Source organism: Cupriavidus sp. OV096, from assembly GCF_900115455.1.
Lineage (GTDB): Bacteria > Pseudomonadota > Gammaproteobacteria > Burkholderiales > Burkholderiaceae > Cupriavidus.
Genome location: NZ_FOWM01000004.1, coordinates 296,750 through 323,663, shown reverse-complemented (window position 1 = coordinate 323,663; position 26,914 = coordinate 296,750). Strand labels below are relative to the sequence as shown.

At 66.3% G+C, this 26,914-nt stretch carries 25 protein-coding genes; 20 read left to right on the top strand and 5 right to left on the bottom strand.

Features of this window, described 5'->3' with window-relative positions:
• Positions 1-11: 11 nt before the first annotated feature.
• The gene (locus BM115_RS11675) at positions 12-704 is read right to left on the bottom strand and encodes a GntR family transcriptional regulator (RefSeq protein WP_092293840.1); all 693 of its coding nucleotides are present in this window, start codon (positions 702-704) and stop codon (positions 12-14) included.
• A 250-nt stretch (positions 705-954) separates the two neighbouring features.
• Between BM115_RS11675 and BM115_RS11670 the strand changes: the two genes are divergently transcribed.
• From BM115_RS11670 to BM115_RS11655, 4 genes are all read left to right on the top strand, one after another.
• Positions 955-2,160 carry a pyridoxal-phosphate-dependent aminotransferase family protein gene (locus BM115_RS11670; protein ID WP_092293838.1) on the top strand — a complete coding sequence of 402 codons (1,206 nt, stop codon included), beginning with the start codon at positions 955-957 and terminating at the stop codon, positions 2,158-2,160.
• Positions 2,161-2,275: 115 nt separating this feature from the next.
• A complete protein-coding gene (locus BM115_RS11665; RefSeq protein WP_092293836.1) occupies positions 2,276-3,289 on the top strand; it encodes a Bug family tripartite tricarboxylate transporter substrate binding protein in 1,014 nt (337 codons plus the stop codon).
• Positions 3,290-3,558: 269 nt separating this feature from the next.
• Entirely contained in the window at positions 3,559-4,065 is a 507-nt protein-coding gene (locus BM115_RS11660) for a tripartite tricarboxylate transporter TctB family protein (RefSeq protein WP_092293834.1), read from the top strand.
• Between the two features lie 10 nt (positions 4,066-4,075).
• Positions 4,076-5,584 carry a tripartite tricarboxylate transporter permease gene (locus BM115_RS11655; RefSeq protein ID WP_092293832.1) on the top strand — a complete coding sequence of 503 codons (1,509 nt, stop codon included), beginning with the start codon at positions 4,076-4,078 and terminating at the stop codon, positions 5,582-5,584.
• Positions 5,585-5,597: 13 nt separating this feature from the next.
• Here BM115_RS11655 and BM115_RS11650 read toward each other — a convergent pair whose 3' ends face one another.
• Positions 5,598-6,215: a PAQR family membrane homeostasis protein TrhA gene (locus BM115_RS11650; RefSeq protein WP_092293830.1), complete on the bottom strand. Its 618-nt coding sequence runs from the start codon at positions 6,213-6,215 to the stop codon at positions 5,598-5,600.
• A gap of 147 nt (positions 6,216-6,362) precedes the next feature.
• Positions 6,363-7,061, bottom strand: a complete 699-nt coding sequence (locus tag BM115_RS11645; RefSeq protein WP_092293828.1) for a dienelactone hydrolase family protein — start codon at positions 7,059-7,061, stop codon at positions 6,363-6,365.
• 193 nt (positions 7,062-7,254) lie between these two features.
• Between BM115_RS11645 and BM115_RS11640 the strand changes: the two genes are divergently transcribed.
• The 3 genes from BM115_RS11640 to BM115_RS11630 all read left to right on the top strand — a co-directional run bounded on the left by BM115_RS11640 (position 7,255) and on the right by BM115_RS11630 (position 11,114).
• Positions 7,255-8,082 carry an alpha/beta fold hydrolase gene (locus BM115_RS11640; RefSeq protein ID WP_092293826.1) on the top strand — a complete coding sequence of 276 codons (828 nt, stop codon included), beginning with the start codon at positions 7,255-7,257 and terminating at the stop codon, positions 8,080-8,082.
• A 184-nt stretch (positions 8,083-8,266) separates the two neighbouring features.
• A complete protein-coding gene (locus BM115_RS11635) occupies positions 8,267-9,265 on the top strand; it encodes a Bug family tripartite tricarboxylate transporter substrate binding protein (protein ID WP_092293824.1) in 999 nt (332 codons plus the stop codon).
• 55 nt (positions 9,266-9,320) lie between these two features.
• Positions 9,321-11,114, top strand: a complete 1,794-nt coding sequence (locus BM115_RS11630; RefSeq protein WP_255370783.1) for an IlvD/Edd family dehydratase — start codon at positions 9,321-9,323, stop codon at positions 11,112-11,114.
• Between the two features lie 18 nt (positions 11,115-11,132).
• Here BM115_RS11630 and BM115_RS11625 read toward each other — a convergent pair whose 3' ends face one another.
• A complete protein-coding gene (locus tag BM115_RS11625; RefSeq protein ID WP_092293820.1) occupies positions 11,133-12,014 on the bottom strand; it encodes a LysR family transcriptional regulator in 882 nt (293 codons plus the stop codon).
• 94 nt (positions 12,015-12,108) lie between these two features.
• Here BM115_RS11625 and BM115_RS11620 point away from each other — a divergent pair, with 94 nt between their 5' ends.
• The 3 genes from BM115_RS11620 (at position 12,109) to BM115_RS11610 (ending at position 14,109) form a co-directional block, all read left to right on the top strand.
• Positions 12,109-13,065, top strand: a complete 957-nt coding sequence (locus BM115_RS11620) for a dihydrodipicolinate synthase family protein (protein WP_092293818.1) — start codon at positions 12,109-12,111, stop codon at positions 13,063-13,065.
• A gap of 88 nt (positions 13,066-13,153) precedes the next feature.
• The gene (locus BM115_RS11615; RefSeq protein ID WP_143093877.1) at positions 13,154-13,435 is read left to right on the top strand and encodes a hypothetical protein; all 282 of its coding nucleotides are present in this window, start codon (positions 13,154-13,156) and stop codon (positions 13,433-13,435) included.
• The gene (locus BM115_RS11610) at positions 13,432-14,109 is read left to right on the top strand and encodes a LuxR C-terminal-related transcriptional regulator (protein WP_092293814.1); all 678 of its coding nucleotides are present in this window, start codon (positions 13,432-13,434) and stop codon (positions 14,107-14,109) included. The genes BM115_RS11615 and BM115_RS11610 overlap by 4 nt, the downstream gene beginning before the upstream one ends.
• Here BM115_RS11610 and BM115_RS11605 read toward each other — a convergent pair.
• The gene (locus tag BM115_RS11605; RefSeq protein WP_092294372.1) at positions 14,106-14,762 is read right to left on the bottom strand and encodes a LuxR C-terminal-related transcriptional regulator; all 657 of its coding nucleotides are present in this window, start codon (positions 14,760-14,762) and stop codon (positions 14,106-14,108) included. The two genes, BM115_RS11610 and BM115_RS11605, sit on opposite strands and share 4 nt — an antisense overlap.
• 242 nt (positions 14,763-15,004) lie before the next feature.
• Here BM115_RS11605 and BM115_RS11600 point away from each other — a divergent pair, with 242 nt between their 5' ends.
• The 10 genes from BM115_RS11600 (at position 15,005) to BM115_RS11555 (ending at position 26,910) form a co-directional block, all read left to right on the top strand.
• Entirely contained in the window at positions 15,005-15,604 is a 600-nt protein-coding gene (locus BM115_RS11600) for a TagK domain-containing protein (protein ID WP_092293812.1), read from the top strand.
• Positions 15,591-16,115 (top strand): type VI secretion system baseplate subunit TssE, encoded by a 525-nt coding sequence (tssE, locus tag BM115_RS11595; protein WP_092293810.1) that lies wholly within the window; start codon positions 15,591-15,593, stop codon positions 16,113-16,115. The genes BM115_RS11600 and tssE overlap by 14 nt, the downstream gene beginning before the upstream one ends.
• Before the next feature lies 1 nt (position 16,116).
• Positions 16,117-17,997, top strand: a complete 1,881-nt coding sequence (tssF, locus tag BM115_RS11590; RefSeq protein ID WP_092293808.1) for a type VI secretion system baseplate subunit TssF — start codon at positions 16,117-16,119, stop codon at positions 17,995-17,997.
• A gap of 4 nt (positions 17,998-18,001) precedes the next feature.
• Positions 18,002-19,027, top strand: a complete 1,026-nt coding sequence (gene tssG, locus BM115_RS11585) for a type VI secretion system baseplate subunit TssG (RefSeq protein ID WP_255370782.1) — start codon at positions 18,002-18,004, stop codon at positions 19,025-19,027.
• 14 nt (positions 19,028-19,041) lie between these two features.
• A complete protein-coding gene (locus tag BM115_RS11580; RefSeq protein WP_092294368.1) occupies positions 19,042-20,118 on the top strand; it encodes a type VI secretion system protein TssA in 1,077 nt (358 codons plus the stop codon).
• Between the two features lie 87 nt (positions 20,119-20,205).
• Positions 20,206-21,243, top strand: a complete 1,038-nt coding sequence (locus BM115_RS11575; protein ID WP_092293806.1) for a fimbrial protein — start codon at positions 20,206-20,208, stop codon at positions 21,241-21,243.
• Positions 21,244-21,268: 25 nt separating this feature from the next.
• Positions 21,269-22,645: a GlcNAc-transferase family protein gene (locus tag BM115_RS11570; protein WP_092293804.1), complete on the top strand. Its 1,377-nt coding sequence runs from the start codon at positions 21,269-21,271 to the stop codon at positions 22,643-22,645.
• A gap of 50 nt (positions 22,646-22,695) precedes the next feature.
• Positions 22,696-25,404 (top strand): type VI secretion system ATPase TssH, encoded by a 2,709-nt coding sequence (tssH, locus tag BM115_RS11565; protein ID WP_092293802.1) that lies wholly within the window; start codon positions 22,696-22,698, stop codon positions 25,402-25,404.
• Positions 25,405-25,555: 151 nt separating this feature from the next.
• Complete coding sequence (locus tag BM115_RS11560) at positions 25,556-26,107, top strand: fimbrial protein (protein ID WP_092293800.1); 552 nt, start codon at positions 25,556-25,558, stop codon at positions 26,105-26,107.
• A 62-nt stretch (positions 26,108-26,169) separates the two neighbouring features.
• Entirely contained in the window at positions 26,170-26,910 is a 741-nt protein-coding gene (locus BM115_RS11555) for a fimbria/pilus periplasmic chaperone (RefSeq protein WP_092294366.1), read from the top strand.
• Positions 26,911-26,914: the final 4 nt, after the last annotated feature.

Genomic DNA, 26,914 nt, shown 5'->3' with positions numbered 1-26,914 from the left:
GCGCGCGGGGGTCAGGCGGCGGCGTCCTGTGCGCGTTCTAGTTCGGCGATCAGCGCGTCGTGCTTGTGTTGCAGGTGCGCGCGCAGGATGTCTCGCAGGGCGGCGCCGTCGCGCTTCGCCAGGGCATCGAGCATGGCGCCGTGCTCGCGCACGGCCAGATCCCATTTGTCCTGGTCGAAGTTGGAGCGGAAGCGCAGCGCCTGGATACGCAGGTTGATGCGTCGATAGGTCTCCTCGAGGATCGGATTGCGCGCCGCGGCGTTGATGGCGTCGTGGATGCGCCGGTTCAGCGCGTAGTAATTAGGGAGGTCCCGGCGCGCGTGGCACGCCAGCATCTCGTAGTGCATGGCACGGATCTCCACCAGCTCGGCGTCGGTGATGCGCTGGCACGCCAGCTCGCCGCTGGTGGCTTCCAGCGCGCCCATCATCTCGAACAGGTGGTCGATCGCTTCCTTGGACAGCACCACCACCTCGGCGCCCCGGTTTGGCAGCAGAGTGACCAGACCGTCACCCGCGAGCACCTTGAAGGCTTCCCGCAGCGGCGTGCGCGAAACCTGGAGCAGGTCGCACAGCACGCGCTCATTGAGCCGGGTGCCCGGCGCCAGCTCGCCTTCCATGATCATGGTGCGCAGGCGCTGGGCCACCGCCACATGCAGGATCTGGCGGTCTACGGCTTGCGAGGGAGTGGTCGGATTGGCGGTCATCAGGGATCGTGTGGCTTGACAGTATTGTATTCAAAACCTACTCTGGGGCAAGCACGAACTGCATTCCGGTGTCGTTGGCCACGTCCGGAACAGCGCGACGAACGGTCTGAAATCCTGATAAGTACTGATTTATAAGGACTTTTTGCGGAATGCGAGGCGCTTGCGCCGGGCAACATTATCCCGCATGCCGGACGCGCAGTGCATCCCCGATTTTTGAATACAAAATTCAAACCGAAGAACACGAGGCGACATGATCCGACTGAACTCCCATCCCAGCGGCCGGCACTTCCTGCAGATCCCGGGTCCGACCAACGTGCCCGACCGCGTGCTGCGCGCAATGGACTACCCGACCATCGACCACCGCGGCCCCGAGTTCCAGCAACTCGGCAAGAAGGTGCTGGCGGACATCCGCAAGATCTTCCAGACCGCCCAGCCGGTTGTGATCTATCCGGCATCCGGTACGGGCGCATGGGAAGCGGCGCTGGTGAATACGCTCTCCGCCGGCGACCGCGTGCTGATGTTCGAGACCGGCCACTTCGCCTCGCTGTGGAAGAAGATGGCCGACAAGCTCGGCCTGAATCCGGAATTCCTGGTGGGCGACTGGCGCCACGGCGTGGACGCCGCCGCCATCGGCGCGCGGCTGGCCGAGGACCGCAGCCACGAGATCAAGGCGGTCTGCGTGGTCCATAACGAGACCTCCACCGGCGTGACCTCCGACATCGCCGCCGTGCGCCGTGCGATCGATGCGGCCGGCCACCCCGCGCTGCTGCTGGTGGACACCATCTCCTCGCTGGGCTCGATCGACTATCGCCACGACGAGTGGGGCGTGGACGTGACCGTCTCCGGCTCGCAGAAGGGGCTGATGCTGCCGCCGGGCCTGTCGTTCAACGCGGTCAGCGCCAAGGCCGTGGCGGCGTCGGCCAGGTCCAAGCTGCCGAAGGCGTTCTGGGGCTGGGAAGAGATCATCGAAGCCAACAAGAATGGCTTCTGGCCGTACACCCCGGCCACGAACCTGCTCTACGGGCTGTCCGAGGCGTGCGACATGCTCCAGGAAGAGGGCCTGCAGAACGTGTTCGCGCGCCATCGCCGCCATGCCGAGGCCACGCGCGCCTGCGTGAACGCCTGGGGGCTGGAGATCCTGTGCCAGAACCCGGCCGAGTACAGCCCGGCGCTGACCGCCGTGGTCATGCCGGACGGCCACAACGCCGACGCGCTGCGCAAGGTGGTGCTGGAGAACTTCAATATGTCGCTGGGGCAGGGGCTGTCCAAGCTCTCCGGCAAGGTCTTCCGCATCGGCCATCTGGGCGATTTCAACGACCTGACGCTGATGGGCACCCTCGCCGGCGTGGAGATGGGTCTGGCGCTGGCCGGCGTGCCGCACCATGCGGGCGGCGTGCTGGCGGCGATGGAAAGCCTGCGCGCGGCCGCGCTGAAGCCGGCGCTGCGCGCCGCCTGATCCGGTCACCATCGACGTAGAAGAAAAAGACGGACCGCCCGGGATTCCCGGGACGGCCCGGCCGTACCGCCGATGCGCCAGCAGAGCGCACGGATCACACCAAAGGAGACAGACCATGACGTTGCGTTCCCCCGCACGCGCCGCCGCGCGTGCTTCGCTGCTCGGTATTGCCCTCAGTGTTTCATTTGCCGCTCCCGCGTTTGCCTGGGAGCCCACCAAGCCCGTCGAGATCGTGGTCCCGTTCAGTGCCGGCGGCGCCTCCGACCAGATGGCGCGCTCGATCCAGGGCATCATCGCCAAGCACAAGCTGATGGGCCAGCCGGTCATCGTGGTGAACAAGGCTGGCGCCAGCGGCGCCGAGGGCCTGATGGACACCAAGGCGTCCAAGGGCGACCCGCACAAGCTGCTGGTGACCTCGTCCGCGCTCTATACCGTGCCGATGGTCAGCCAGTTGCCGTTCAACTGGCGCGACCTGACCCCGGTGGCCATGGTGGCGATGGACGAATTCGTGCTGTGGACCAACGCCGAAGCGCCCTACAAGACCCCGACCGACTACATCGCCGAAGCCAAGAAGCAGCCCGGCAAGCTCAAGATGGGCGGCACCAGTTCCAAGCGCGAGGACCAGATCATCACCGCGCAGATGGAGCGCAAGGCCGGCGTGCGCTTCATCTACATCCCGTACAAGGGCGGCGGCGAGGCCGCTACGCAGCTTTCGGGCAAGCACATCGACTCCAACGTGAACAACCCGTCCGAATCGATCGGCCAGTGGCGCGCCGGCGAGCACCGCGCGCTGTGCGTGTTCGCGCCGTCGCGCATGCAGTACACGGGCAAGGTCACGGCCACGCAGAGCTGGGGCGATATCCCCACGTGCAAGGAAGCCGGGCTGGACGTGCAATACCAGATGCTGCGCGTGTTCATGCTGCCGGGCGGCGTCACGCCGGACCAGCAGAAGTACTACGTCGAGCTGATGCAGAAGGTGGCCGCCACGCCCGAGTGGAACGAGTACCTCGAAAAGAACGCGCTCAAGAACGAGTTCCTGACCGGCACCAAGCTGACCGAGTTCCTCCAGGCGGACGAGACCCGCCACAAGGACATCATCAAGGAAGCGGGCTTCGTGGCAGCACGGTGATGGTTTGCTCCCCTCTCCCGCGAGAAAGTGCGGTTCGGGGGGGCGGGTTGCTCCCCTCTCCCGCTTGCGGGAGAGGGGCCGGGGGAGAGGGGCGGCGCTGGCCGGAGCTGTAGCGCTGGAGCGCACCGACGGCTTCATCGATTGTGGCTCGGTGCTAGACCACCCCTCTCCCCGGCCCTCTCCCACTGAGGGGAGAGGGAGAAACCGCGGCACGGAATGATCCACTTGGGCGTCGCTGGTGGCGTCGCCCTTTCAATTGGGAGGTTCTAATGAGCGAGCATACCGACGCCACGGCCGCGCCGGCGGCCATCACGGTGCGCACGGCGGAGATCGCCGTGGCGCTGCTGATCGCCGCCGGCGCGGTCGTAGTCATGGTCAGCAATTACCAGATCGGCGCGGGCTGGGCGCCGGACGGCCCGCAGGCCGGCTACTTCCCGCTGCGCATCGGGGCCATCATCTTCGTGGCCTGCCTGGCCGTGTTGTGGCAGGCGTGGCGCACCGCGTCCGACGCCACCTTCGTCACCTGGCCGCAGCTGCGCCAGGTGGCGGTGATCCTGGTGCCGCTGACGATCTACATCGCGCTGATCAAGTTCCTCGGCATCTATGTGGCCAGCGCCATCTTCATCGCCGGCTTCATGCGGGTCATCGGCAAGTTTGCCTGGTGGCGTGCCGTGCTGACCGGCGTTGCCATCAACGCCGCGCTGTTCTGGATCTTCGAGATGCAGTTCCGCGTGCCACTGCCGAAGGGCCCGCTCGAAGCGGCGTTTGGTTTCTGAGGGGACGGGCGTGGAAGAACTCAACTCACTGATGGGCGGCTTCGCGGTCGCCATGTCGTGGCACAACGTGGGGCTGATGCTGGTCGGCATCCTGCTCGGCATCGTCGTGGGCGTGCTGCCCGGGCTGGGCGGCCCCAACGGCGTGGCCATCCTGCTGCCGCTGACGTTTTCGATGGAGCCGACCTCGGCCATCATCATGCTGTCCTGCATCTACTGGGGCGCGCTGTTCGGCGGGGCGATCACCTCGATCCTGTTCAACATCCCCGGCGAAGCCTGGTCCGTGGCGACCACCTTCGACGGCTACCCGATGGCCCAGCAGGGCGAGGCCGGGCGGGCGCTGACCTCGGCCTTCACGGGGTCGTTCCTCGGCGCACTGGCCGGCGTCCTGTTGATCACCTTCCTGGCGCCGCTGGTGGCGAAGTTCGCGCTGCGCTTCGGGCCGCCGGAATTCTTCGCGGTGTACTTCCTCACGTTCTGCAGCTTCGTCGGCATGGGCAAGGAAGCCAAGGCCAAGATCGTGATCGCGATGTGCATGGGCTTTGCGCTGGCGGCGGTGGGCATGGATACCGTCTCGGGCACGCTGCGCATGACCTTCGGCTCCACCGAGCTGCTGCGCGGGTTCGACTTCCTGGTCGCCGTGATCGGCCTGTTCGGCATCAGCGAGATCCTGATCACGATGGAGGAGGGCGTGGCCTTCCGCGGCAAGCGCGCCAGCATCGACCTCAAGGTGGTGCTCAAGACCTGGGCCGAGCTGCCGCGTTACTGGATGACGCTGATCCGCTCGTCGGTGATTGGCTGCTGGCTGGGCGTGACGCCGGGCGGCGCCACGGCGGCGTCATTCATGGGCTACGGCGTGGCCAAGCGCTTCTCGCGCAACCGCGAGAGCTTCGGGCGCGGCAATGTGGAAGGGGTGATCGCGCCGGAGTGCGCCGCGCACGCGGCTGGCACCAGCGCGCTGCTGCCGATGCTGGCGCTGGGCATTCCCGGCTCCGCCACGGCCGCCGTGCTGCTGGGCGGCCTGATGATCTGGGGCCTGCAGCCGGGGCCGCTGCTGTTCACCGAGCAGAAGACCTTCGTCTGGGGGCTGATCGCCAGCATGTACCTGGGCAACATCGCCGGGCTGATCGTGGTGCTTTCCACGGTGCCGCTGTTCGCCGCCATCCTGCGCATTCCGTTCGCGATCATCGCGCCGCTGATCCTCGTGGTGTGCGCCATCGGCGCCTTCACGGTGCACAACGCCATGTTCGACGTCTGGCTGATGCTGATTTTCGGCGTGATTGGCTACGTGCTGAAGAAGCTCGATTACCCGCTGGCGCCGCTGGTGCTGGCGCTGGTGCTGGGCGACCGCGCCGAGGATTCGTTCCGGCAGACCATGCTGATGTCCCAGGGCCAGATGGACGTGTTCTGGTCCAACGGCCTGGTCGGCACGATCATGGCGCTGGCCGTGGCGGTGCTGGTGTGGCCGGTGATCGGCGGGCTGGTGGAAAAGGGCCGGCGCCGGAAGGTGCAGCCGACTTGATCGGCCAACATCGTCAGCCGACGTAGTAGAGGATGCTGACGAACTGGCAGAAGCTGCCCGCCAGGACGAAAAGGTGCCAGATGCCGTGGAAGTGGCGCACGCGTTCGTCGAACAGGAAGAAGCCGATGCCGGCGGTATAGGTGGCGCCGCCGGCCACCAGCCAGTACAGGCCGGCGCGCGGCAGGGCGGCGGTGAGCGGGTCGAACGCGAAGACTACCAGCCAGCCCATGATCACGTAGATCGACAGGGACAGGATGCGCGTGCGGTGGCCGATCCACAGTTCCTGGATGATGCCGATGACCGCGAGGCCCCAGTTGACGCCGAACAGCGTCCAGCCCCAGGGGCCGCGCAGCGTGACCAGCGCGAACGGTGTGTAGCTGCCGGCGATGAGCAGGTAGATGGCGCAGTAGTCGAGCCGGCGGAAGATGTCCTTCGCCGGGCCGCGGATGCTGTGGTAGACCGTGGAGATGGTGTAGAGCAGGACCAGCGTGGTGCCGTAGACCACCGAGCTGACCACCTTCCAGGCATCGTGGTGCAGGGCCGAGGAAGTGACGAGCACTGCCATGCCGGCGGCCGCCAGGACCGCCCCCGCGAGGTGGCTGTAGCCGTTGAACCGTTCGCCGCGATACATCCCCGAAGCTCCGTTTCCGCGTTGGACCAGCCGGCATTTTGGCATGGATCAGGCGGGGGGATGTTGCGTCGCCGCAAATCGGACTAGTACGAAACGCCCTTTTTTCTCCCCGCTCCGGCTGGCGGCTGCGGGGAGAAACCCATCCCGTTACTTCATCGCCCGGAAGAATTTCAGCGTCCGCGCGTTGGCCTCATGTGCTGCATCCGCCACGTAGTGCACGCCGTCATTGCGGGCGAAGGCATGCTGGCAGCCCGGGTAGGTGTGGATCTCCACGTGCGGGCTGTCTTCCAGCGTCTCGATGATCTTGGCGCGGGCCTCGGCCGGCACGAATTCGTCTTCCTCGGCGATATGCATCAGCAGCGGCTTGGCGATGCGGGGCGCCTCGTCCAGGTGCTTGTCGATGCCGACGCCGTAGTACGACACCGCCGCATCGGCCCCGGTGCGCGCGGCCGTCAGGTAGGCCAGCAGCCCGCCCAGGCAGAAGCCGACCGTGCCCACGCCGCCGGTCACGCCCGGCTGCTGGCGCACGGCCTGGATGGCCGCGTCGATGTCCGCCACGCCCTTGTCCACGTTGAAGCCGTTGTACAACTCCAGCGCGCGCTTCCACTCGGCCTCGGTCTTGTCGGTCAGCTCGACATTGGGTTCCTGGCGCCAGTACAGGTCGGGGCAGATCGCCACGAAGCCTTCGCGCGCGAAGTTGTCGCAGGTCTCGCGCATGTCGGCGTTGATGCCGAAGATTTCCTGGATGACCACGATGGCCGTGCCGCGCGCGTTGGCGGCGTCCGGCGTGGCGAGGTAGGCGGCGAAACTGCCGTCCGGTACGGAAAGGGTGATGCGCTGGCCCATGGTTGTCTCCGGTGGTCGTGGGGGGATAGGTCCGCGAAGCTTAGCAAACGCTCATCGTTCATGTGGCGTGAAATGTTGTGAAGCGCGCGTCCCACGGCTTGCGTTTGCCGCCGCCATCGCCTTTGATGAAACGTTCCCGCCTGGCAGTTCACGCTCACCCCCCCTGTCCCACCCCCTTCAAGGAGCACGCATCATGGCTTTCGCAATCGCGCAGGACGGCACGGAGATCTATTACAAGGACTGGGGGCACGGCCGCCCCATCGTGTTCTCGCACGGCTGGCCGCTCTGCGGCGACGCCTGGGACGCCCAGATGCTGTTCTTCGTGCAGCAGGGCTTCCGCGTGATCGCCCATGACCGCCGGGGCCATGGCCGCTCCGGGCAGCCGTCCGGTGGCAACGACATGGACACCTATGCCGACGACCTGGCGGCCGTGCTGGAGAAGGCCGATGTCGGACAGGCCACGCTGGTCGGCCATTCCACGGGCGGCGGCGAGGTGGCGCACTACATCGGCCGCCACGGCACGCGGCGCGTGGCGCAGGCGGTGCTGATCGGGGCGGTGCCGCCGATCATGCTGAAGACCGCCGCCAACCCGGGCGGGCTGCCCATCGACGTGTTCGACGGCATCCGCAAGGGCGTGGCCGATAACCGCTCGCAGTTCTACAAGGACCTGGCGGTGCCGTTCCACGGGTACAACCGGGAGGGCGCCAAGCCGTCGCAGGGCACCATCGACAGTTTCTGGGCGCAGGGCATGGCGGGCGGCATCAAGGGCCAGTACGAGTGCATCAAGCAGTTCTCGGAGGTGGACTACACCGAGGACCTGAAGAAGTTCGACGTGCCCACGCTGATCCTGCACGGCGAGGACGACCAGATCGTGCCGATCGACGCCGCCGGGCGGCTGTCGGCCAAGATCGTCAAGGGGGCGGTGCTGAAGACGTATCCCGGCTTCTCGCACGGCATGTGCGTGGTCAATGCCGATGTGATCAACGCCGACCTGCTGGCCTTCGTCAAACAGTCGACCTGACCGCAGGCCCGGGGGGCAGACCGGTCGAACCATAAGAATTTTTGCGTTCATCGGTCTGAAAAGCGCTTTTTTCTGCTTTCGACAGCCGCCAGACTGTCGGCAGCAGCGCGTCCCCCGCCGTATTGCCCGAGGCCTCGCCCCTCCGCGCTGTCCCCTACCTATATAAGAAGACACCGGAGACAACATGACCCCCACCTACCGCGCCGTCCGGCGCCGCCTGCTGCTGGCCGGCCTTGCCGCGCCGCTGGCCGTCTCGATGCGTAGCGCGCTGGCTGCGTGGCCGGACAAGCCGATCCGCCTGGTGGTGCCCTATCCGCCGGGTGGGGCGACCGATGTGATCGGCCGCATCATCGCCAGCAAGCTCACCGAGGCGCTGGGCCAGCAGGTGGTGGTGGACAACCGGGGCGGGGCAGGCGGCAATATCGGCGCCGAGGCCGTCGCCAAGGCCGCGCCCGATGGCTACACCCTGCTGATGGGCGCGCTGACCTCGCACTCGACCATGGCCACGCTCGAAAAGGGCCGGCTGCGCTACGATCTCGTGAAGGATTTCGCACCGGTGATGGTGGTGGGCTCGGTGCCGCTGGTGGTGGTGGTGAACCCCAAGCTGCCGGTGCACACGCTGCAGGAACTGATCCAGTACGGCAAGGCGCATCCGGGCAAGCTGAACTATGCGTCGTCGGGCGCCGGCGCGCCGCAGCGCATGGCCGCCGAGATCTTCCGCAAGGAGGCCGGGATCGACATGGTGCACGTGCCGTATAAGGGCAGCGGCCCGGCGATGACCGACCTCGTGGCGGGGCAGGTGAACATGATGGTGGAAACCGCGCCGGCCTCGCTGCCGTTCATCAAGTCCGGACAATTGCGCGCACTGGCCGTGGCCGCGCCGGCTCGCATCTCCATGCTGCCGGACGTGCCCTCGGCCACCGAGGCCGGCATGCCCGCGCTGGACGTCAGTTCCACGTTCGGCGTGCTGGCGCCCACCGGCACCCCGCCGGCCGTGGTCGATCGGCTCAACGCCGCGCTGGCCAAGATGCTCGAGGCGCCGGACGTCAAGGAGCAGTTCCTGAAACAGGGCGTCTACGCGCTGGCGCCGACCTCCCCGGACAAGGCCGCCGACCGCCTGCGCACCGAGGTATCGCGCTGGGAGAAGGTGATTACCGATGCCCAGATCAAATCCGATGGTTGACCGCCATCGCCGATTTCCGAATTCTTTTTGATTGTTGTTCGCACACGCCGCATCCATGACTCAGAAACCCAAGGACTCCTCCTCCCCCGAATCGACGGAATCGACCCCATCGACGGATTCGACCCAGGGCCAGCCCGGCGCCACCGGCTTGCGCAAGGGCCTGACCAACTATGGCGACCAGGGCTTCTCGCTGTTCCTGCGCAAGGCGTTTATCAAGGGCTCGGGCTATACGGACAGCGCGCTTGATCGACCGGTCATCGGCATTGCCGACACCGGGAGCGCGTACAACCCGTGCCACGGCAACATGCCGCAGCTGCTGGAGGCCGTGAAGCGCGGGATCATGCTCGCGGGCGGGCTGCCGATGGCCTTCCCGACCATCTCCGTGCACGAGAGCTTTGCCGCGCCGACCAGCATGTACCTGCGCAACCTGATGTCGATGGACACCGAGGAGATGATCCGCGCCCAGCCGATGGACGCGGTGGTGCTGATCGGCGGCTGCGACAAGACCGTGCCGGCCCAGCTGATGGGCGCCGCCTCGGCCGGCGTGCCGGCCATCCAGCTAGTGACCGGGGCGATGCTGACCGGCTCGCACCGCAGCGAGCGCGTGGGCGCGTGCACGGACTGCCGCCGCTACTGGGGCAAGTTCCGCGCGGGCGAGATCGACGCCGAGGAGACCGCCGACGTCAACAACCAGCTCGTGGCCAGCGTCGGCACCTGCTCGGTGATGGGCACGGCCAGCACCATGGCCTGCCTGACCGAGGCGATGGGCATGAGCCTGCCCGGCGCGGCCACGCCGCCCGCCGTGACGGCAGACCGCATCCGCATTGCCGAGCTGACCGGCGCGCGCGCGGTGCAGATGGCGCGCGAGCGGCTGACCATCGACCGCATCCTGACCCCGGCGGCATTCGAGAACGCGATGCGGGTGCTGCTGGCCATCGGCGGGTCGACCAACGGCATCGTCCATCTGGCGGCCATCGCCGGGCGCGTGGGGCTGGACATCGACATGCAGGCGCTGGACCGCATGGGCCGCGAGACCCCGGTGCTGCTCGACCTGAAGCCGAGCGGCCAGCACTATATGGAGGACTTCCACAAGGCCGGCGGCATGGCCACGCTGCTGCGCGAGCTGAAGCCGCTGCTGCGGCTGGACGCGCTGACAGTCACCGGCCGCACGCTGGGCGAGGAGATCGAGGCGGCCGGCCCCGGCTTCGCCCAGGACGTGGTGCGCACGATGGCCGCGCCGATCTATCCACAGGGCGGCATCGCCGTGCTGGCCGGCAACCTGGCGCCGGGCGGCGCCATCATCAAGCAGTCGGCCGCCGATGCCCGCCTGATGGAGCACGAGGGCCGTGTGGTCGTGTTCCAGGACTCGCAGGACCTCGTCGAGCGGATCGATTCGGATGACCTCGACGTGACGGCCGACGACATCCTCGTCCTGCGCAACATCGGCCCGAAAGGCGCCCCCGGCATGCCCGAGGCCGGCTATATCCCGATTCCGCGCAAGCTGGCCCGCGCCGGCGTGAAGGACATGGTGCGGATTTCGGACGGCCGCATGAGCGGCACCGCGTTCGGCACGGTGGTGCTCCATGTGACGCCCGAGGCTGCCGTGGGCGGCCCGCTGGCGCTGGTGCGCACCGGCGATCGTATCCGCCTGAGCGTGAGCCGGCGTGAGCTGAGCCTGCTGGTATCGGACGAGGAACTGGCGCAGCGGCGCGCGGCATCGGACTGGATCGAACCGAGCGCGCCGCGCGGCTACCTGAAGCTGTTCCTGCAGACGGTGACGCAGGCCGACCAGGGGGTGGATTTCGACTTCCTGCGCGCGGCGGAGACCCGTGGCAAGACGCCGGAGTAGGGGGGTGTCCGGGGGGTGTCAGGTCCGGGTGGTCCGGAACAGCGCGCGGGCCTCGTCGAGCAGGGCTTCGGCCAGCGAGGCGCGGGGCCCGTGCGTGGCCCATATCAGGCCCACGCGGCGCACCGGCGCGCGGTCCGGCAGCGGCAGGCGGGCGATCTTGAGCGGGCCGTCCCACATCGGCGCCCAGTCCGGCACCAGCGCCACGCCGAGCCCTTCGCTCACCAGCGCGGCGATGACCATCAGGCCATCGACCTCGAGCCGCTGGTGCGGCCGGATATCGTGGTCGCGCAGGTAGCGGTCCGCGAGCTGCCCGCCCAGTACGGAGCGGTCGTAGCGGATGAACGGCTGCGTGGCCAGCAGCACGTGCGGGTCCTGCCCGGCCAGCGCGGCGGGCGCCACCACCACCAGCGGTTCGGCGATGAATTCGGCCCACTGGTAGCCCTTGGCCACCGCGAACTGCGGCTCCACCACGATGGCGGCATCGAGTTCGCCGCGCACGAGGCTTTCGCACAATTCGATCGACCGGCCCGGCTTGACGAACAGGTTGACGTCCGGATGCCGCCGGTAGAGCTGGCCCAGCAGCGGCGGCACGATGCTGCCCATCGCCGTCACGAACGAGCCGAGCCGGAATTCGCCCAGCGAGGCGTCGCCGCTGGCCACGGTGCTCATGTCGCGCACATCGCGGATCACCTGCCGCGCGCGCTCCAGAATGCGGATGCCGGCCTCGGTCGGCACCACCGAGCGGCCAGCGCGCCGCACCAGGGGGACGCCAATCTCCTCCTCGAGCGCATGCAGCCGGGCCGCGATGGCGGCCGGCGTGAGGTCGAGCCGGCGCGCCGCTTCCGCGAGCGAGCCGACATCCACCACCGTCACGAAGCTTTGGAGAAATCTGACATCCATGCCGTGATGCTAACAAATCCCATGACCTTGAAGGGGACGCCGCTTGGGGCTACCCTGACGCTCGCTTTCCCTGACTACCCCCCCAGGAGCCACCATGCCTTCCCCCGCTTTCACCGCGCTGACCGCTGACGCACGCGGCGTCTTCCCCATCGCCCCGACGCCGTTCTTCGACGATGGCACGATCGACATCGCCTCGATCGACCGCCTGACCGACTTCTACCTGGCCTGCGGCGCCACCGGCATCACCGTGCTGGGCCAGCTGGGCGAGGCGCCCAAGCTGGAGCACGCGGAATCCGTGGAGGTGGCCGCGCAGATGATCCGCCGGGCGGGCCGGCTGCCGGTGGTGGTGGGGGTGTCGGCGCCCGGGTTTGCCGCCATGCGCGCGCTGACCCGCGAGGTGATGGAGCGCGGCGCGGCCGGCGTGATGATCGCCCCGCCCAACACGCTGCGCACCGATGACCAGATCGTCGGCTATTACCGCCAGGCCGTGGAGGCCATCGGCGCCGACGTGCCGTTCGTGATCCAGGACTACCCGCTGACCTTCTCGGTGCAGATGACGCCCGGCGTGATCCGCCGCATCGTGCAGGAACTGCCTTCGTGCGTGATGCTCAAGCACGAGGACTGGCCCGGGCTGGAGAAGATCTCGACGCTGCGCGGCTTCGAGAAAGACGGTTCGATGCGCCATATCTCCATCCTCTGCGGCAACAACGGCCTGTTCCTCGACTACGAGATGGAGCGGGGCGCCGACGGCGCCAACACGGGCTACTGCTTCCCGGACATGCTCTGCGACGTGGTGCGCCTCTCCGCAGCCGGCCAGCGCGAGGCCGCGCACGACCTGTTCGATGCCCACCTGCCGCTGCTGCGCTACGAGCAGCAGCCCGGCGCGGGGCTGGCGGTGCGCAAGTACGTGATGATGCGGCGCGGCTTGCTGACCTCGGCCGCCCAGCGCAAGCCGGCGGCGGCGATGACGCCTACCGCCAGGTCGGAGGTCGACCATCTGCTGGTGCGTCTGGCACGGCACGACGCGCGCGCGGCTGCGGCGCTCGGCTGAAGCAGGCTTTCCCCAAGGATTCTCGGACTCGTCCTATATCGCTAAGCCGCATTGGTTGGTAATGTGACGCGATACGTGCCTGCCAGGCATGCCATTCGCATTTGCTCGTCGCAATCAATATGAAGCAGGATGGATTTACTTTGGGGATTCGGCAATGGGAGACAGGGCTAACCTGATGCGCACGCTCGTATCGTTCGCACTCCTGCGTGAGGCAGAGCGCAAGGTCTTCATCTCGCAGATGAACGAATTCCTGCTGGCCTCCCCGAAGATCCGGCAGCGCATCGTGGAAGAATGGCGCGAGCATGCCGAGGGCCACAGGAAGCCCACCGCCGGCCCAGCGGGGGATTGCAATACATCAGGCCTGTTATGAGTCGCTACGGTATCCGGGTCATCTTTGCCGATGACCATCCTGTGCTCACGCTTGCAAACCGCCATGTCGTCGCCGCCGTTCCCACCATTGCCTGTGTGGGCGACGCGCGCAATTCGACCGAACTCGTCGATCTGCTACAGCGTACGCCCTGCGACGTGCTGGTCACGGACTACGCCATGCCCGGCGGCGAATACGGCGACGGGCGAACGCTGATCTCGTTCCTCACGCGCCGCTATCCAGCGCTCAAGCTCGTGGTCATGACCATGATGGACAACCCGATGGTGCTGCGCTCGCTGTTCAGCCAGCGCATCCACTGCGTCGTCAGCAAGTCCGACGACCCGGGCCACGTGGTGCCGGCCATCCATGCCGCATTCCGTGGGGATCGCTATGCCTCGCCGCGCGTGGAATCGCTGCTGGAGGCCTGGCCGGTCACCGAAGGCAGCGGCGACGACGCACGGCTGCGGGCACTCAGCCAGCGGGAACTCGAGGTGGTGCGCCTGTTCGTCTCCGGCATGACCGTCTCCGAGATCGCGGCCGTCCTGCGGCGGACCAAGCAGACCATCAGCACGCAAAAGCTCAACGCGATGCGCAAGCTCGGCATCGACCGTGACGGCGACCTGTACCGATACGCGAACGAGGTCGGGCTGGTGGCGAGCGTGTCGGGCGCGGCCTAGTGGCTAACGTCGTCAAGCAACGCGAGCGAGGCGGCACAGCGGATCAACTCCATGTCGTTCCGGAGCCCCAGTTTCTGCATGGCGCGGTTCTTCTGGGTGCTCACCGTCTGCTTCGCCTTGTGCGTCCTGGCGGCGATCTCGCTGATCGTCATCCCGGACACATAGAGCCGCACCACCTCCATCTCCCGCGCCGATAGCCCGCCGCCCGGCGCAGCGAGCAACCGGCCGATGGCTGGCGAAAGGTACGCCACACCGCGCCGGGCTTCGCGTATCGCCGTGACGATATGCCCCACTTCGTCGAACTTGCTGACGATGCCCGTCATGCCGCGCGCAAGAATGGCGCGGACTAGCACCGGGTTCTCCTGCGCCAGCAGCACGACGGCGGCAATGCTCGGATACGTGCGCCGCAGGTATCGCAATAACGCCATGCCATCCATGTCATCCCGGCCGCGCATCGAGTAATCGACGAGCACCACGTCGCATTCGAATGCACGCGACGACCGTTCGAACTCCTCGGCAGTCGCGTGAATGCCCACGAGTTCCAGCTGCGGAGACGTGCTGGTGATGTGCTCCACGCCGAGTCTGGCCAAGGGCCGGTCGCCCGCAAACACGACCCGGATGCGCTGACCTGACGCGAAGTTCAGTTGATGCATGGCGATGTGTGTCCGATATGGAAGGTCTGAAACGGCCGGATTGTAGAGGGCCGCGACGCGCTCGCACATCGGAATTCTCCGAGAAATGCGACCACTTCTCCTGATACGCCCCATGCGTCACTGGCGTGGCGTCGAAAGGCGCGCGAACGCATTGGAAAAATCGGACTAGTTCAATAGATTGCCCGGCGCCGGCTTGCTAGTCTTCGTTCTCTGGAAAACTCTTTCCAGCCTCGAACGGCGCCATGAACGAAACAGATGCAGCACGCGAGGAGGGCGCGGTGTCCATGTCCTCCGATTACAGCGACTTGGTCGCGTTGGCCATGGGCGGCGCGCAGGATGTGCCGCCGCTGCCGGATACCGCGCTGGTACGGCACGCTTCCGACGCCAGCCTGCCACTCGCCGACCTCGACGCCTCCGACGTGCTCGGGCAGCTTGCTGTCGAGTACCGCGAGGCGCTGATGTCCGTTGGGCAGGTGCCGAAGCGGCTCAAGCGCCTGGGAGCCGGGTGCGCGTCCGGTCCGCTTCCCCCCGATCCGCTTCGTCTGAATACGAAGGCGACCTCCGCCGTCTGCCTGTTCGACGATCTGCTTGGGCCGCGCCGCATCGACCGCGTGCTGGACAGCCTCGACAGCTTCGGCGCGCAGCAACTGTTTTCGCCGCCGCCCCGGCACGAGATCCTGAGACTCTTCGCTGCCCGCCATCAACAGACACGCCGCACAGGCCAGTTCGCGCTGCTGGCACGCCAGGAGCACCATGCATCGAGCATGGATAGCTGCCTCGCCATGCCGGATATCGCGGCCGACACGTCCGACGACACGGGAGAACGCCATGCCACCACGTGATGGCGGGTTCCGCAACGCGTACCTCCCCTCCCTGCTGGATCGCCTGCAGGACGATGCCCCGCAGCAACGCAGCGAGCCGGCCGAGGCCTACGCCCCGGACGAGCGCGGCATGCGTCGCATCATCCAGCGCGATCTGGGCCTGTTGCTGAATACCACCAACCTGAACGAGGAACTCGACGCCGAGGCCTACCCCGAGGTGGCGAACTCGGTCGTCAACTACGGCATTCCGCCGCTCTCCGGCGGGTTCGCCACGGAAATGACCTGGGAGCGGCTTGAGGAGCGGGTGCGTACCGCGATCGCCCGCTTCGAGCCCCGGCTGATTCCGGACACGGTACGGCTACGCCCGCTGCGCGACACTTCCGCACGGCGCTACAACAAGATGATGTTTGAAATCGAGGCGCTGATGCAGTGGACGCCCTATCCGCTCGAATTCCGCATCCAGAGCGTGTTCGACCTGGAACTGAGCAAGGTCTCGCTCCAATCGGGCCATACCCCGGGATCGGCAGGCTGACATGGATCCGAAGTTTCTCGAGTACTACAACCGCGAGCTGACCTACCTGCGCGAATCGGCAGGCGAGTTCGCCGCACAGCATCCGAAGATTGCGCGCCGGCTGGGCATGGAGGGCATCGAAGTCGCCGACCCCTATGTCGAGCGGATGATCGAGGCGTTCTGCTTCATGTCCGCCCGCACGCACCTGAAACTGGATGCGGAATTCCCGCGCTTCACCCAGCGGCTGCTTGAAGTCGTCTACCCGAACTACGTGGCGCCCACGCCTTCGATGGCGGTGGCGCGGCTGCATCCGAGCCTGCGCGAGGGCGAGTTCAGCCAGGGATTCAAGGTGGCACGCCATAGCGTCATGCGCTCCGCAGTCCCGCCCGGCGAGCAGACTGCGTGCGAGTTCCGCACCGGGCAGGACGTCACGCTCTGGCCGATCGAGATCGTCGATGCGCGGCTGACCGCCGTACCGCCAGATCTCCCGGAAACGGGGCATCTGCTCCGGCACCGCCAGTTGCGCGGCGCGCTGCGACTGCGGTTGCGTACGGTTGGCGACATTCGATTCAACGAGATCAAGGGGCTGGATCGGCTTCCGCTCTATATCGACGGCGACGAACGCATTGCTTCGCACTTGTTCGAGCTGATCCATGCGGGCGCGGTCGCGTCCGTGGTGCGGCCGGAGGGCGTCACCGATCATGTGCGATGCCATGTCGTGTCCAGGGCACCGGTCGCGTTCGAAGGCTTCGAGCCGGACCAGAGCCTGCTGCCGCTGCGCTGGAACAAGTTCAGCGGGCATAACCTGCTCCAGGAATACTTCTCTTGCCGGCAACGCTTCTACTTCTTCGTGCTGACGGATCTGGCGAAGGGCCTGTCGCACGTGGACGGCAAGGAAGCGGAGATCGTGCTGCTGCTGGACCGTATGCCGGACGAACTGGGCGTGCATGTCGATGGCAGCCGCTTCCTGCTGTTCTGTACGCCAATCGTCAACTTGTTCCCCCGACGCACGGACCGTGTGGAGGTCGACCGCAGCCTGACGGATTTCCATCTAGTGGTCGATCGCGCACGTCCGCGTGACTACGAGGTCTACTCGGTCTCGCGCGTGTTTGGGCAGAGGGCGGAGACCTCGACGGAGATCCAGTTCAATCCGCTGTACCAGACCCTCCACAGCGACCTTGGCAACTATGGCCGGTACTTCTCGGTGCGGCGAGAGCAGCGCATGCTGTCCGGCGATGCCCGCAAGTACGGCACGCGCACGGCCTATATCGGCACGGAGGTGTTCCTGTCGCTGGTGGACCAGGCCGAAGCGCCATATGCCGACGATATCCGCTACCTGTCCGTGGAGGCGTGGGTGACTAACCGCGACCTGCCGCGCCTGATGCCGCGCGGCGTGGGCGGCCATCTGACCATGCCTGATGCGGTGCCGCTCGAGGCCGTCAGCCTCGTCCATGCGCCGAGCGCTCCGCGCGCACCCTACGCGAGCGACGAAGCCGCGTGGCGGCTGATCCGCCAGCTCAGCTTCAACTACATGCCGCTGTCGGAACTCGATCATGGCGAAGGCGCGCAGGCGCTGCGCAACATGTTGCGCCTCTTCGTGACCAGCAGCGAGCGCGAGCAGATCGCGCAAGTCGAGAGTCTGGTCGGCGCGAAGACCCAACCCGTGGTGAGCCGCCTGCCGGGCCATGGCCTGCTGGTGTACGGGCGCGGCGTACGCTGCGAGCTGACGGTGGACGAGAACGGCTTCTCCGGCGCCAGCCCGTACCTGTTCGGCCTGATCCTGGAGCACTATCTCGCGCGCCACGTGGCGATCAACGTCTTTTCGGAAACCGAACTGCACTCGATGCAGCGGGGCCTGATCACGCGCTGGGCGCCCCGGATGGGAGGTCGCGGTGCGGTATAGGGCCGTGGAAGCGTCCCCGAATGCGGCGTTGCAGCCGGATGCCCTGCGCGCATGGTTCGACCACGGCCGTCCGTGGAAGTCGGGCTTCATGAGCCTGATGCGCGCGATTGCCGCGCGCGACCGGAACCGTCCTGCGCCGGGGTCTGCCGACCTGCCGTCTCAGGAGACCTACCGCATCGGCCAGCGCCCGGTGCTCGCCTTCCCGCCACGGGAAGTCGCGTCGCTCGACACGCGGCACGGACGGCTCGACATCCGCCTATTCGGCCTGGGCATCTGGGGCCCGCAGGGTCCGCTGCCGCTGCATGTCACCGAGTTGGCGTATCACCGGTCCGTCGCGCTCCAGGACCGGACTCTCGAGCACTTCGCCGACCTGTTCCACCATCGCGCACTGTCGCTGTTCTATCGCGCCTGGGCTGCGGGCCAGTCCACCGCCGCACTCGACCGGCCTGACGAGGAGCGGTTCTCGTTCTACGTCGCCAGCCTGATGGGAACGGATCAGGACGAAGCGCGCCAGAGCTGCCTGCCTACCCACGCCCGTTACGGCGCGTCGGCGCACATTGTGCGCGAGGCCCGGAACCCTGAGGGCATCGCGGCCACGCTGTCGCAGTACTTCGATGTGCCGATTGCGGTCGAGGAGTACGTGCCGCACTGGATTCGCGTCGACGCGTCCGGCCATTGCCGGTTGGGGCTCCCGGGCGCTTCGTCCTTCATGGGCGAGGCGGCGATGCTCGGCGAGCAGATTGCTGACCGGCAGCACAAGTTCCGGCTTGTGATCGGCCCGCTCGACTTCCTCCACTACCAGCGGCTTGCGCCGCGTGGCGAAGACTTGCGCACACTGGTCGAATGGGTGCGTGCCTTCATCGGCTACGAGTACGACTGGGAGATCCAGTTGCTGATCAAGCCAGAAGAGGTGCCAGCGCCGCACGTGGACGGGCGTCAGCGGCTTGGGCACTCGATCTGGCTGGGCGAGTGCGACCCGGCGCAACCCGTGTCCGGCATGGTCTTCGAGCCGGAGGCCTACGCGGCATGACCGAGAACCTCCCCATGACAATCCAGAACCTGGCACCCGCCGCGACGTCGCGCTACGACGACCTGCTCGAACCGGCTTCGGACGCAGCCGCCTGTGGTGATGACCTGGAATACGATCCGGCCTTCATCATGCTACAGGCCGCTGTGGCGCCGTCGGCGCCCGTGCAATACGGTGACTTCGTCGAGACGCCAGCGTCGGTCAACTGGGCCGAGGCCGAGCGCGAGTGCGAAGCGCTGCTGGCCCGAACCAAGGATCTCCGCGTGGCCATCATCCTGCTGCGCGCCGCCGTGCGGCTGCGCGGCGCGGCAGGTCTGCGCGATGGGATGGTCTTCCTCCAGGCCCTGCTGGAACGATATGGCAGCCGTCTGCATCCGTTACCGTACTTCGACGGCGAGTGGGATCCCGTCACGTTCGCCAATGCGCTCGCCGCGCTGGCGGACGCGGAAGGTGCGCTGGCCGATGTGCGGGAGATTCCGCTACCCAAGGCGGCCGGCGCGCAGTTGCAGCTGCGCGATATCGAGAAAGCACTGGCGATGCCGCGCCAGAAGGACGCACTGGCGCCCGAAAGCGTGACGCGCATGCTCAAGGAGCTGGCCGCACGCGGCGAAGCGGTCGTGCTGGCGCTTGGCGAAGCCCACGGCCGGTTGGCGCAGATTGCTGCATGGGCCACGAGCGGACTGAAGGCCGACGCGCCCAACCTCGCCCCGCTTTCCCGACTGCTGCAGCCATTCAGCGAGATCGATCGGCTGGTCGAGCCCGCGCCAGCGGCACAGCCGCCGGCACCCGTGGCTGAGATGCAGGCTGGGCGAGCGAGCGCGCCCGACCTTCCCAACCCCGTTCCGCGTGCCACGACGCCGCCGCCACACGCCGCACCCACCGCCACCACCGTCCCCACCGCCCCGGCAATGGACCGATGGACCGCACTCGCCACCATACGGCAAGTGCGGGAGTGGTTCGAAGACAACGAGCCAAGCAGCCCCGTGACCGTGATGCTGCGCGAGGCGGAGCGCATGGTCGGCAAGCGGTTCTCCGAACTCGCTCAAAGCATTCCCCTCGACCTGCTGTCGAAGTGGGACGCCGTGGACAACTGAAATGGCCCCAACGGGCACTCCCATTAACGCATCGGACGACAAGCCGGTCAGCCGGCGGTGTCGCCCGCAATCTCGACAGGTACTGTGATGAAAGGCTATACCAAGGGCTTCGCCGCGTTGCTGGGGCTTGGGCTCCTGCTGCCGGCGGGTGGCGCAATGGCGGCATGTAGTCAGGTGACACAGGCGGACATCGATGAGTGGACCGCAAAGGGACTGCCGAACATCGATGTCATCCAGAGGGAAGTCAGCTTCCATGTGACGTTTCCCTCGGCGATTGAGGTCAGGCCAGATCTTGCAGTTGGCGAGACGTTCGGCAGCGGGGCGTCCGAGAGCTTGGGACGCAGCACGGCGCTATTGAATTGCGATTGGCGCTCGGGCGGACAGGTTCGCTATGCATTCGTGAGCGCGAAGCAGCAAACCGCCTTTCCGGGGGTGGTGGAATCCGGTCTCAAGGGGATCGGCATTCGCCTCAGCTACGTCCGAAGCTCGGGGACAGTCAGCACCTTTCCCTTCATCGTGAACTTTGGGCCGGCGGAACCCAATCAGCCGTACTTCCCGGGCTTCCGTTCAGGGCTGCGGATGGTGGTCGATTTTGTGAAGACAGGAGAGATGGACGCCTCGTCGACGTTCAGCGCCGCGAACATCGCCACGGTCGCCGGCGATGGTTCGGGCGGGCCGGTTATCCGGGTATCCAACGGTAGTACGCGGATCAACGTGTTGCCCAGTTGCAGCCCAAGTACACCCAGCCGAAATGTCGATTTCGGTACATTTGGTGCCAACAGTGTCTCGCAGATAACGGGGCCCACGCGACCGATCAACTTTGAAGTGACATGCATCGGCCCCGCGTCGCCCAGATCGATCACGGCCAAGCTCACCGGCACCCCGGACACGGAAAATCATTCGCTGCTCAGGAATACCGGCGCGCAGCACCTCGGCATCCGGATCAAGGATCGCGATAGCGATACCGTGCTCAGGCCCAACGACAACGCCAGCGTCATCAACAAGCCAGGTAACACGAAGCTCTTCACATACAACCTCGATGCCACCGTGCTGCGAACCGGGACGCAGACGCCAACCGCTGGTCTGATCAATGCCACTGCCGTGTTCACCATGGCGGTCAACTGAAGGCGACGGTGAGGGCGGCAACGTGATGGAGGAGAGCATTTTCGTGCAGGTGGCGAGCTATCGGGATCCGCAACTGATCCCGACCTTGCACAGCCTGATCAGGCAGGCGTCGCGGCCGGAACGCCTGCGCGTGGTGGTGTGCTGGCAGCACGGCCTCGACGAGATGATCGGCAAGTTCTTCGCGCATGGCTTCTCGCATTGGCAAGTGGTGATGCATGAAGGGCTCACCGTGCATCGGCTTGTGCTGGCGGAGGCGACGGTTGAACTGATCGATGTGCCCGCCATGGAAAGCCAGGGCGCCTGCTGGGCGCGGAACCTGATCCAGCAGCAGTACGCCGGCGAAGCCTATACCTTGCAGATCGACTCTCACCATCGTTTCGTCCAGGGATGGGACAGGATGGCCATCGACATGCTCGAGTCGCTGCGCGATGAAAGCGAGAAACCGGTGCTGACTGCCTATCTGCCAGCTTTCGAGCCGGCGGACGATGACCCGTCGCGCCGCGGCCAGCATCCCACCTCCCTCATTTTCGACCGCTTCGTCGCGGCCGGGGCGCTGCTTGTGGCGTCGCGCCGGATGCCGGACTGGCAGGCGCAGACCAAACCGCTCAAGGCTCGCTTCTATAGCGCGCACTTTGCCTTTGCCGACGGGAATTTCTCGACGACTGTCCAGCATGATCCCGAGTACTTTTTTCACGGCGAGGAGATCTCGATTGCCGCGCGGGCCTTCACCCATGGGTATGACCTGTATCACCCGCATCGTGTGCTCGCCTGGCATGAGTACACGCGCGACTATCGCGCCAAGATGTGGGATGACCACACGCCCGAGAACCAGGCGCTTGGGCTGGTGAAGACTGCGTGGTTCGAGCGTGACAGACTCTCACAGGCGCGCAATCGCGCCCTGCTCGGCGTGGACGGCGCGAGCGCTGAGGGCACCGATTTCGGTCCGTATGGATTCGGACAAGTACGAACACTGGCTGAGTACGAGGCCTATGTGGGCGTCAGCTTCGATCGGCGCGCCGCCACGCCGGAAGCGTTGCGTGGCGATCCTCCCTCGCCCGGTGCGGCACATCCTGAAACTGACCTCGCACTCCTGCGCTGCTCCCATGACGTGGCCGTCGAACTCTATCTCGGCGACCTCGACAGCCTGTCTGGCTTGAAGCACATCGCGTTCACGGTGCTCGCGGCGGATGGCGGAACGCTCCACGACGACCTCCAGCCCGCCACGGGATTACCGCAGCTCCTCGCCGAGCACAACGGCTGGCTGTCCCGGCGACTCCTCTTCCAGTCCGGCGCCGACGGCACCCCGGTCCGCTACATCGCCAGATTCGTCAATGCAGACGACGTCACCGTGCACGAGCTGGCGCGCGACGTGCCGCCCTACGGCGCCCCCGCCTCGACCTGAACACCGCCCATCGGCGGACCCATTCCCTTCCCGGCATCTGCCGTTAGACCATGACCCCATCCAGAAAGACCCTGTTCGGCAAGCTCGGCGAAACGATGTTTCGCGGCATCGAGTCGGCCACAACGTTTTGCAAGCTCCGCGGCAACCCTTACGTCGAACTGGCGCATTGGCTGCACCAGATCCTCGCGCTGCCGGACAGTGACATGCACCGCATCTGCCGCCATGGCGGCGTGGACCGCGAGAAGCTCGACGCGGATCTGGTCCGAACACTCGCCGGCTTGCCTTCCGGCGCCAGCTCGATCAGCGATTTCTCGAACCATATCGACATCGCCATCGAGCGCGCGTGGGTGGTTGCGACACTCGAGTTCCGTGACCTGCGCGTGCGCGGCGCCTGGCTCATGGCGGCGCTACTGAAGTCGCCGGAGTTGCGGCGCGTACTGCTGTCGATTTCCCCCGAGTTCGCGAAGATCGGTGTGACCGATCTGAATGCCATGCTGCCGGCCTGGATCATCGACTCGCCAGAGGAAGGGGACTCGGCCTACGAAAGCTCCGACTTCCCGGCGGCGATGCCTGGCGTCGCGTCCGGCGCCATCGGAGACGCCTCGGTGGCCGGCTCCCCCCTGGAGCAGTACTGCGTGGACCTGACTGCCCGCGCGCGCGCCGGGGAGGTGGATCCGGTGATCGGGCGGGAACTGGAGATCCGCACGATGATCGACGTGTTGGTCCGCCGCCGGCAGAACAATCCGCTGTTGACAGGTGAGGCCGGTGTCGGCAAGACCGCTGTCGTGGAGGGGCTGGCGCTGGCCATCGTTAGGGCTGATGTGCCGTCGAAGCTGGCCGACGCGCGGGTCCTGAGCCTGGATGTGGGCGCACTGCTGGCTGGCGCGAGCATGAAGGGCGAGTTCGAGGCACGCCTCAAAGGCGTACTGGCCGCGGCGGAGACGAGTGCCGGGACCGTGATCCTGTTTGTGGACGAGATCCACACGCTGATCGGCGCGGGCGGGCAGGCTGGCACTGGCGATGCCGCGAACTTGCTCAAGCCGGCACTCGCGCGCGGCACGATCCGGACGATTGGGGCGACGACGTGGGCCGAGTACAAGCGCCATATCGAGAAAGACCCAGCGCTGACGCGGCGTTTCCAGGTGCTGCAGGTCCACGAGCCGCAGGAGCCGGCGGCCATCGACATGGTGCGCGGGCTGGTGAAGACGTTCTCGCGGCACCACGGCGTGGTGGTACTCGATGCCGCGATCCGCGCCGCGGTGGCGTTGTCGCACCGCTACATTCCGTCCCGCCAACTGCCCGACAAGGCCATCAGCCTGCTCGACACGGCGTGTGCGCGGGTTGGTCTTTCCCAACAAACGCGACCACGGGAGTTGCAGGACGTGCAGCAGCAGTTGCTGGCTGCGCGCGCCGAACTTGACCTGCTGGAGAGCGAAGCGCGCATCGGGCTCGAAGTCGACGGGAATCTGGACGACGTACGGGCTCGCATCGACGGATTGGAAACCGAGGAAGCCGCCATTACCGCAAGGTGGGATGCACAGCGGGAGGCCGCGCAGGCGTTGCTGTCCGCGCGCGAACGGATCGAACGCGGCGCGGAAGCGGAGGCAGGCATCGATGGCGAGTGGGAGCCGCTGCCTTCGATGGAGGTGCTGCGCGAACGCGAAGCAACCATGGCAGCACTCCAGGGCGAGGCGCCACTCGTGTTTGCCGAGGTCAACGAGGCGATTGTCGCCGAGGTCGTCTCCGACTGGACCGGCATCCCCGCCGGACGGATGGTGACTAACCAGGTCGCCGCCGTACAGGCCCTCCCGGCCACACTCGCCAATCGGGTGATGGGGCAGGAGAGCGCATTGCATCGGATCAGCGAACGGGTGCAGACCGCACGCGCCGGGCTGACCGACCCCGGCAAGCCGCTCGGCGTGTTCCTGCTGGTGGGCCCGTCCGGCGTCGGCAAGACCGAAACGGCGCTGGCGCTGGCGGAAGCGCTCTACGGCGGCGAGCAAAACCTGATCACGATCAATATGAGCGAGTACCAGGAGGCGCACACCGTCTCCGGGCTCAAGGGTGCGCCGCCTGGATATGTCGGCTATGGCGAGGGTGGCGTGCTGACCGAGGCGGTGCGGCGGCGGCCTTACGCGGTGGTCCTGCTTGATGAAGTGGAGAAGGCGCATCGCGACGTCCACGAAATGTTCTTCCAGGTTTTCGACAAGGGATACATGGAGGATGGCGATGGCCGCTACATCGACTTCAAGAACACGGCGATCCTGCTGACAAGCAATGTCGGCGCCGAACTGATCTCGCATCTTCATGCCGATGCCTCTGACGTGCCCGAACCCGATGCGCTGCGCGACGCGCTGATGCCGGCGCTGCTGAGCGCCTTCCCGGCCGCCTTCCTGGGCCGCGTGACCGTGGTGCCGTATCGCCCGCTGGCGCATGCGTCGCTGTCGAACATCGTCCGCCTGCACCTCGACCGCGTCGTGCAGCGCATGCAGGACCATCACGACATCGCGGTGCACTACAGCCCAACGGTCGTCGACTACGTCATCGCGCGTTGCCTCGTACAGGAGACGGGCGCGCGTGCGTTGATCGGCTTCATCGACCAGCACATCCTGCCGAGATTGTCTGCGCTCTGGCTGGAATCGGTCGCATCGCGGTCCGTGCTGACGCATATCGAAGTCGATATCGTCGACGCCGAGCTGGCGCCGGCGAAGGCGCTTTGCCTGAACGCGCGTGCGGCCGAAGGTCTGTCGCAGAACTGACAGGAACTTTCGTACGAGTCATATATGCGCCGGAAATGCTGGCTTGTACGATGCGTTCGTCGTGAAGTGAGGCGGGATCCGAGGTTGGTCGACGCCGGTTTGCAGCAACAGCGGAAGGACTGAATCCGCATCTCAATTGGAAGGACGTTTCATGAATAAGCAAGTACTCCAGGTTGCCGTCGCAGCATTGCTCGCGATGGGCGCCGCATCGAGCGCTGTCGCGCAGGCCGTTGTCGCGCAGGGTCAGGTGAATTTCGCTGGCCGGCTGACGGGGCAGACCTGCTCGATCACTGCCGGTGATCGCAACAAGACCGTGACGTTGCCAGCCATCTCGATTGCCAGCTTGACAACAAAGGGTCATACCGCCGGCTCGAGGCCGTTCAGCATCAATGTCGAGAACTGCCCGGTCGGGGTGAACAGCGTATCGGCGCACTGGGAGATCACGAACCTCAATCCTGAAACCGGGAACGCCCGCAATCTCGCCACCGCCACGCCCGCAGGCAACGTTGAGGTGCAGTTGCTCGATCACGACGGCGCGGTGCTGCGTCTGGGCGACAGCGGCAAGCCCATTCAGGTAGCGCGGACGGCCGCAGACGCCGTCGGTACCGCAACGCTGCACTACGGCGGCCGCTACTACGCGACCGGTGCAACGTCTGCGGGCATGGTTTCGACCACTGCGAACTTTACCCTGGCTTACAACTAAGGCATGCGGCAGATTGGCTGGCCCGCTCGCGGGCCAGCCGCTCAAGCGCGTGGAGATCAATGATGCATGTCTGGCGATGGCTCTCCTTCCTGATTGCGGCCACAGTGGGACTGGTGTCGATACCGGTCCAAGCCGCGATTGTCATTACCGGTACCCGGGTGATCTACCCGGAAAAGAGTCGCCAAGTCTCCGTGCGGCTCAACAATGTCGAGGACACGCCGGTACTGGTGCAGGCATGGATCGACGATGGCGATACGTCCGTTCCAGTTGAGAAGCTCGACGTACCGTTCATCATCACGCCGCCGGTATTCCGTGCAGAAGGCGGCAAGGGCCAGACGCTGCGGGTGAAGTTCACGGGCAAGGCGATGCCCGCGGACCGTGAGACGGTCTACTGGCTCAACATCCTCGAAATTCCGCCCAAGCCGGTGGATGCCGATAGCAGGAACATGCTCCAGCTTGCGTTTGGCACGCGCATCAAGCTCTTCTATCGACCTGCCGCGTTGCGCGACGACCCATCCGCCGGGCGTGCTGGGTTGACCTGGACGGCCGCGCGCAATGCCGAAGGCAAGCAGGTGCTGCGGGTTGGGAATCCAACCGGCTACCACGTGTCACTCGACAGCGTGTCGGCCAAAGCCGGCACCGCCGACATCAGCTACCAGCCCCAGATGGTCCCTCCATTTGGCAGTGTCGAGCTTTCCCAAGTCGGGGACCGCAATGTCTCCCCACCAAGCGGTACGGCAATCACCTATTCCCTAATCAACGACTTCGGCGCGACGGTCGAAGACGTCGCCGCGGTCCAGTAACGCC

Bases quoted from the DNA above. Each gene is read 5' to 3' on its own strand.
- BM115_RS11600 (WP_092293812.1), top strand. From the start codon at position 15,005: ATGAACGAAACAGATGCAGCACGCGAGGAGGGCGCGGTGTCCATGTCC.
- BM115_RS11560 (WP_092293800.1), top strand. From the start codon at position 25,556: ATGAATAAGCAAGTACTCCAGGTTGCCGTCGCAGCATTGCTCGCGATG.
- BM115_RS11675 (WP_092293840.1), bottom strand. From the start codon at position 704: ATGACCGCCAATCCGACCACTCCCTCGCAAGCCGTAGACCGCCAGATC.
- tssF (WP_092293808.1), top strand. From the start codon at position 16,117: ATGGATCCGAAGTTTCTCGAGTACTACAACCGCGAGCTGACCTACCTG.
- BM115_RS11555 (WP_092294366.1), top strand. From the start codon at position 26,170: ATGCATGTCTGGCGATGGCTCTCCTTCCTGATTGCGGCCACAGTGGGA.
- BM115_RS11660 (WP_092293834.1), top strand. From the start codon at position 3,559: ATGAGCGAGCATACCGACGCCACGGCCGCGCCGGCGGCCATCACGGTG.
- BM115_RS11605 (WP_092294372.1), bottom strand. From the start codon at position 14,762: ATGCATCAACTGAACTTCGCGTCAGGTCAGCGCATCCGGGTCGTGTTT.
- BM115_RS11630 (WP_255370783.1), top strand. From the start codon at position 9,321: ATGACTCAGAAACCCAAGGACTCCTCCTCCCCCGAATCGACGGAATCG.
- BM115_RS11635 (WP_092293824.1), top strand. From the start codon at position 8,267: ATGACCCCCACCTACCGCGCCGTCCGGCGCCGCCTGCTGCTGGCCGGC.
- BM115_RS11620 (WP_092293818.1), top strand. From the start codon at position 12,109: ATGCCTTCCCCCGCTTTCACCGCGCTGACCGCTGACGCACGCGGCGTC.
- BM115_RS11645 (WP_092293828.1), bottom strand. From the start codon at position 7,061: ATGGGCCAGCGCATCACCCTTTCCGTACCGGACGGCAGTTTCGCCGCC.
- BM115_RS11610 (WP_092293814.1), top strand. From the start codon at position 13,432: ATGAGTCGCTACGGTATCCGGGTCATCTTTGCCGATGACCATCCTGTG.
- BM115_RS11575 (WP_092293806.1), top strand. From the start codon at position 20,206: ATGAAAGGCTATACCAAGGGCTTCGCCGCGTTGCTGGGGCTTGGGCTC.
- BM115_RS11670 (WP_092293838.1), top strand. From the start codon at position 955: ATGATCCGACTGAACTCCCATCCCAGCGGCCGGCACTTCCTGCAGATC.
- tssH (WP_092293802.1), top strand. From the start codon at position 22,696: ATGACCCCATCCAGAAAGACCCTGTTCGGCAAGCTCGGCGAAACGATG.
- BM115_RS11640 (WP_092293826.1), top strand. From the start codon at position 7,255: ATGGCTTTCGCAATCGCGCAGGACGGCACGGAGATCTATTACAAGGAC.
- BM115_RS11580 (WP_092294368.1), top strand. From the start codon at position 19,042: ATGACAATCCAGAACCTGGCACCCGCCGCGACGTCGCGCTACGACGAC.
- BM115_RS11615 (WP_143093877.1), top strand. From the start codon at position 13,154: ATGCCATTCGCATTTGCTCGTCGCAATCAATATGAAGCAGGATGGATT.
- tssE (WP_092293810.1), top strand. From the start codon at position 15,591: ATGCCACCACGTGATGGCGGGTTCCGCAACGCGTACCTCCCCTCCCTG.
- BM115_RS11570 (WP_092293804.1), top strand. From the start codon at position 21,269: ATGGAGGAGAGCATTTTCGTGCAGGTGGCGAGCTATCGGGATCCGCAA.
- BM115_RS11665 (WP_092293836.1), top strand. From the start codon at position 2,276: ATGACGTTGCGTTCCCCCGCACGCGCCGCCGCGCGTGCTTCGCTGCTC.
- BM115_RS11625 (WP_092293820.1), bottom strand. From the start codon at position 12,014: ATGGATGTCAGATTTCTCCAAAGCTTCGTGACGGTGGTGGATGTCGGC.
- BM115_RS11650 (WP_092293830.1), bottom strand. From the start codon at position 6,215: ATGTATCGCGGCGAACGGTTCAACGGCTACAGCCACCTCGCGGGGGCG.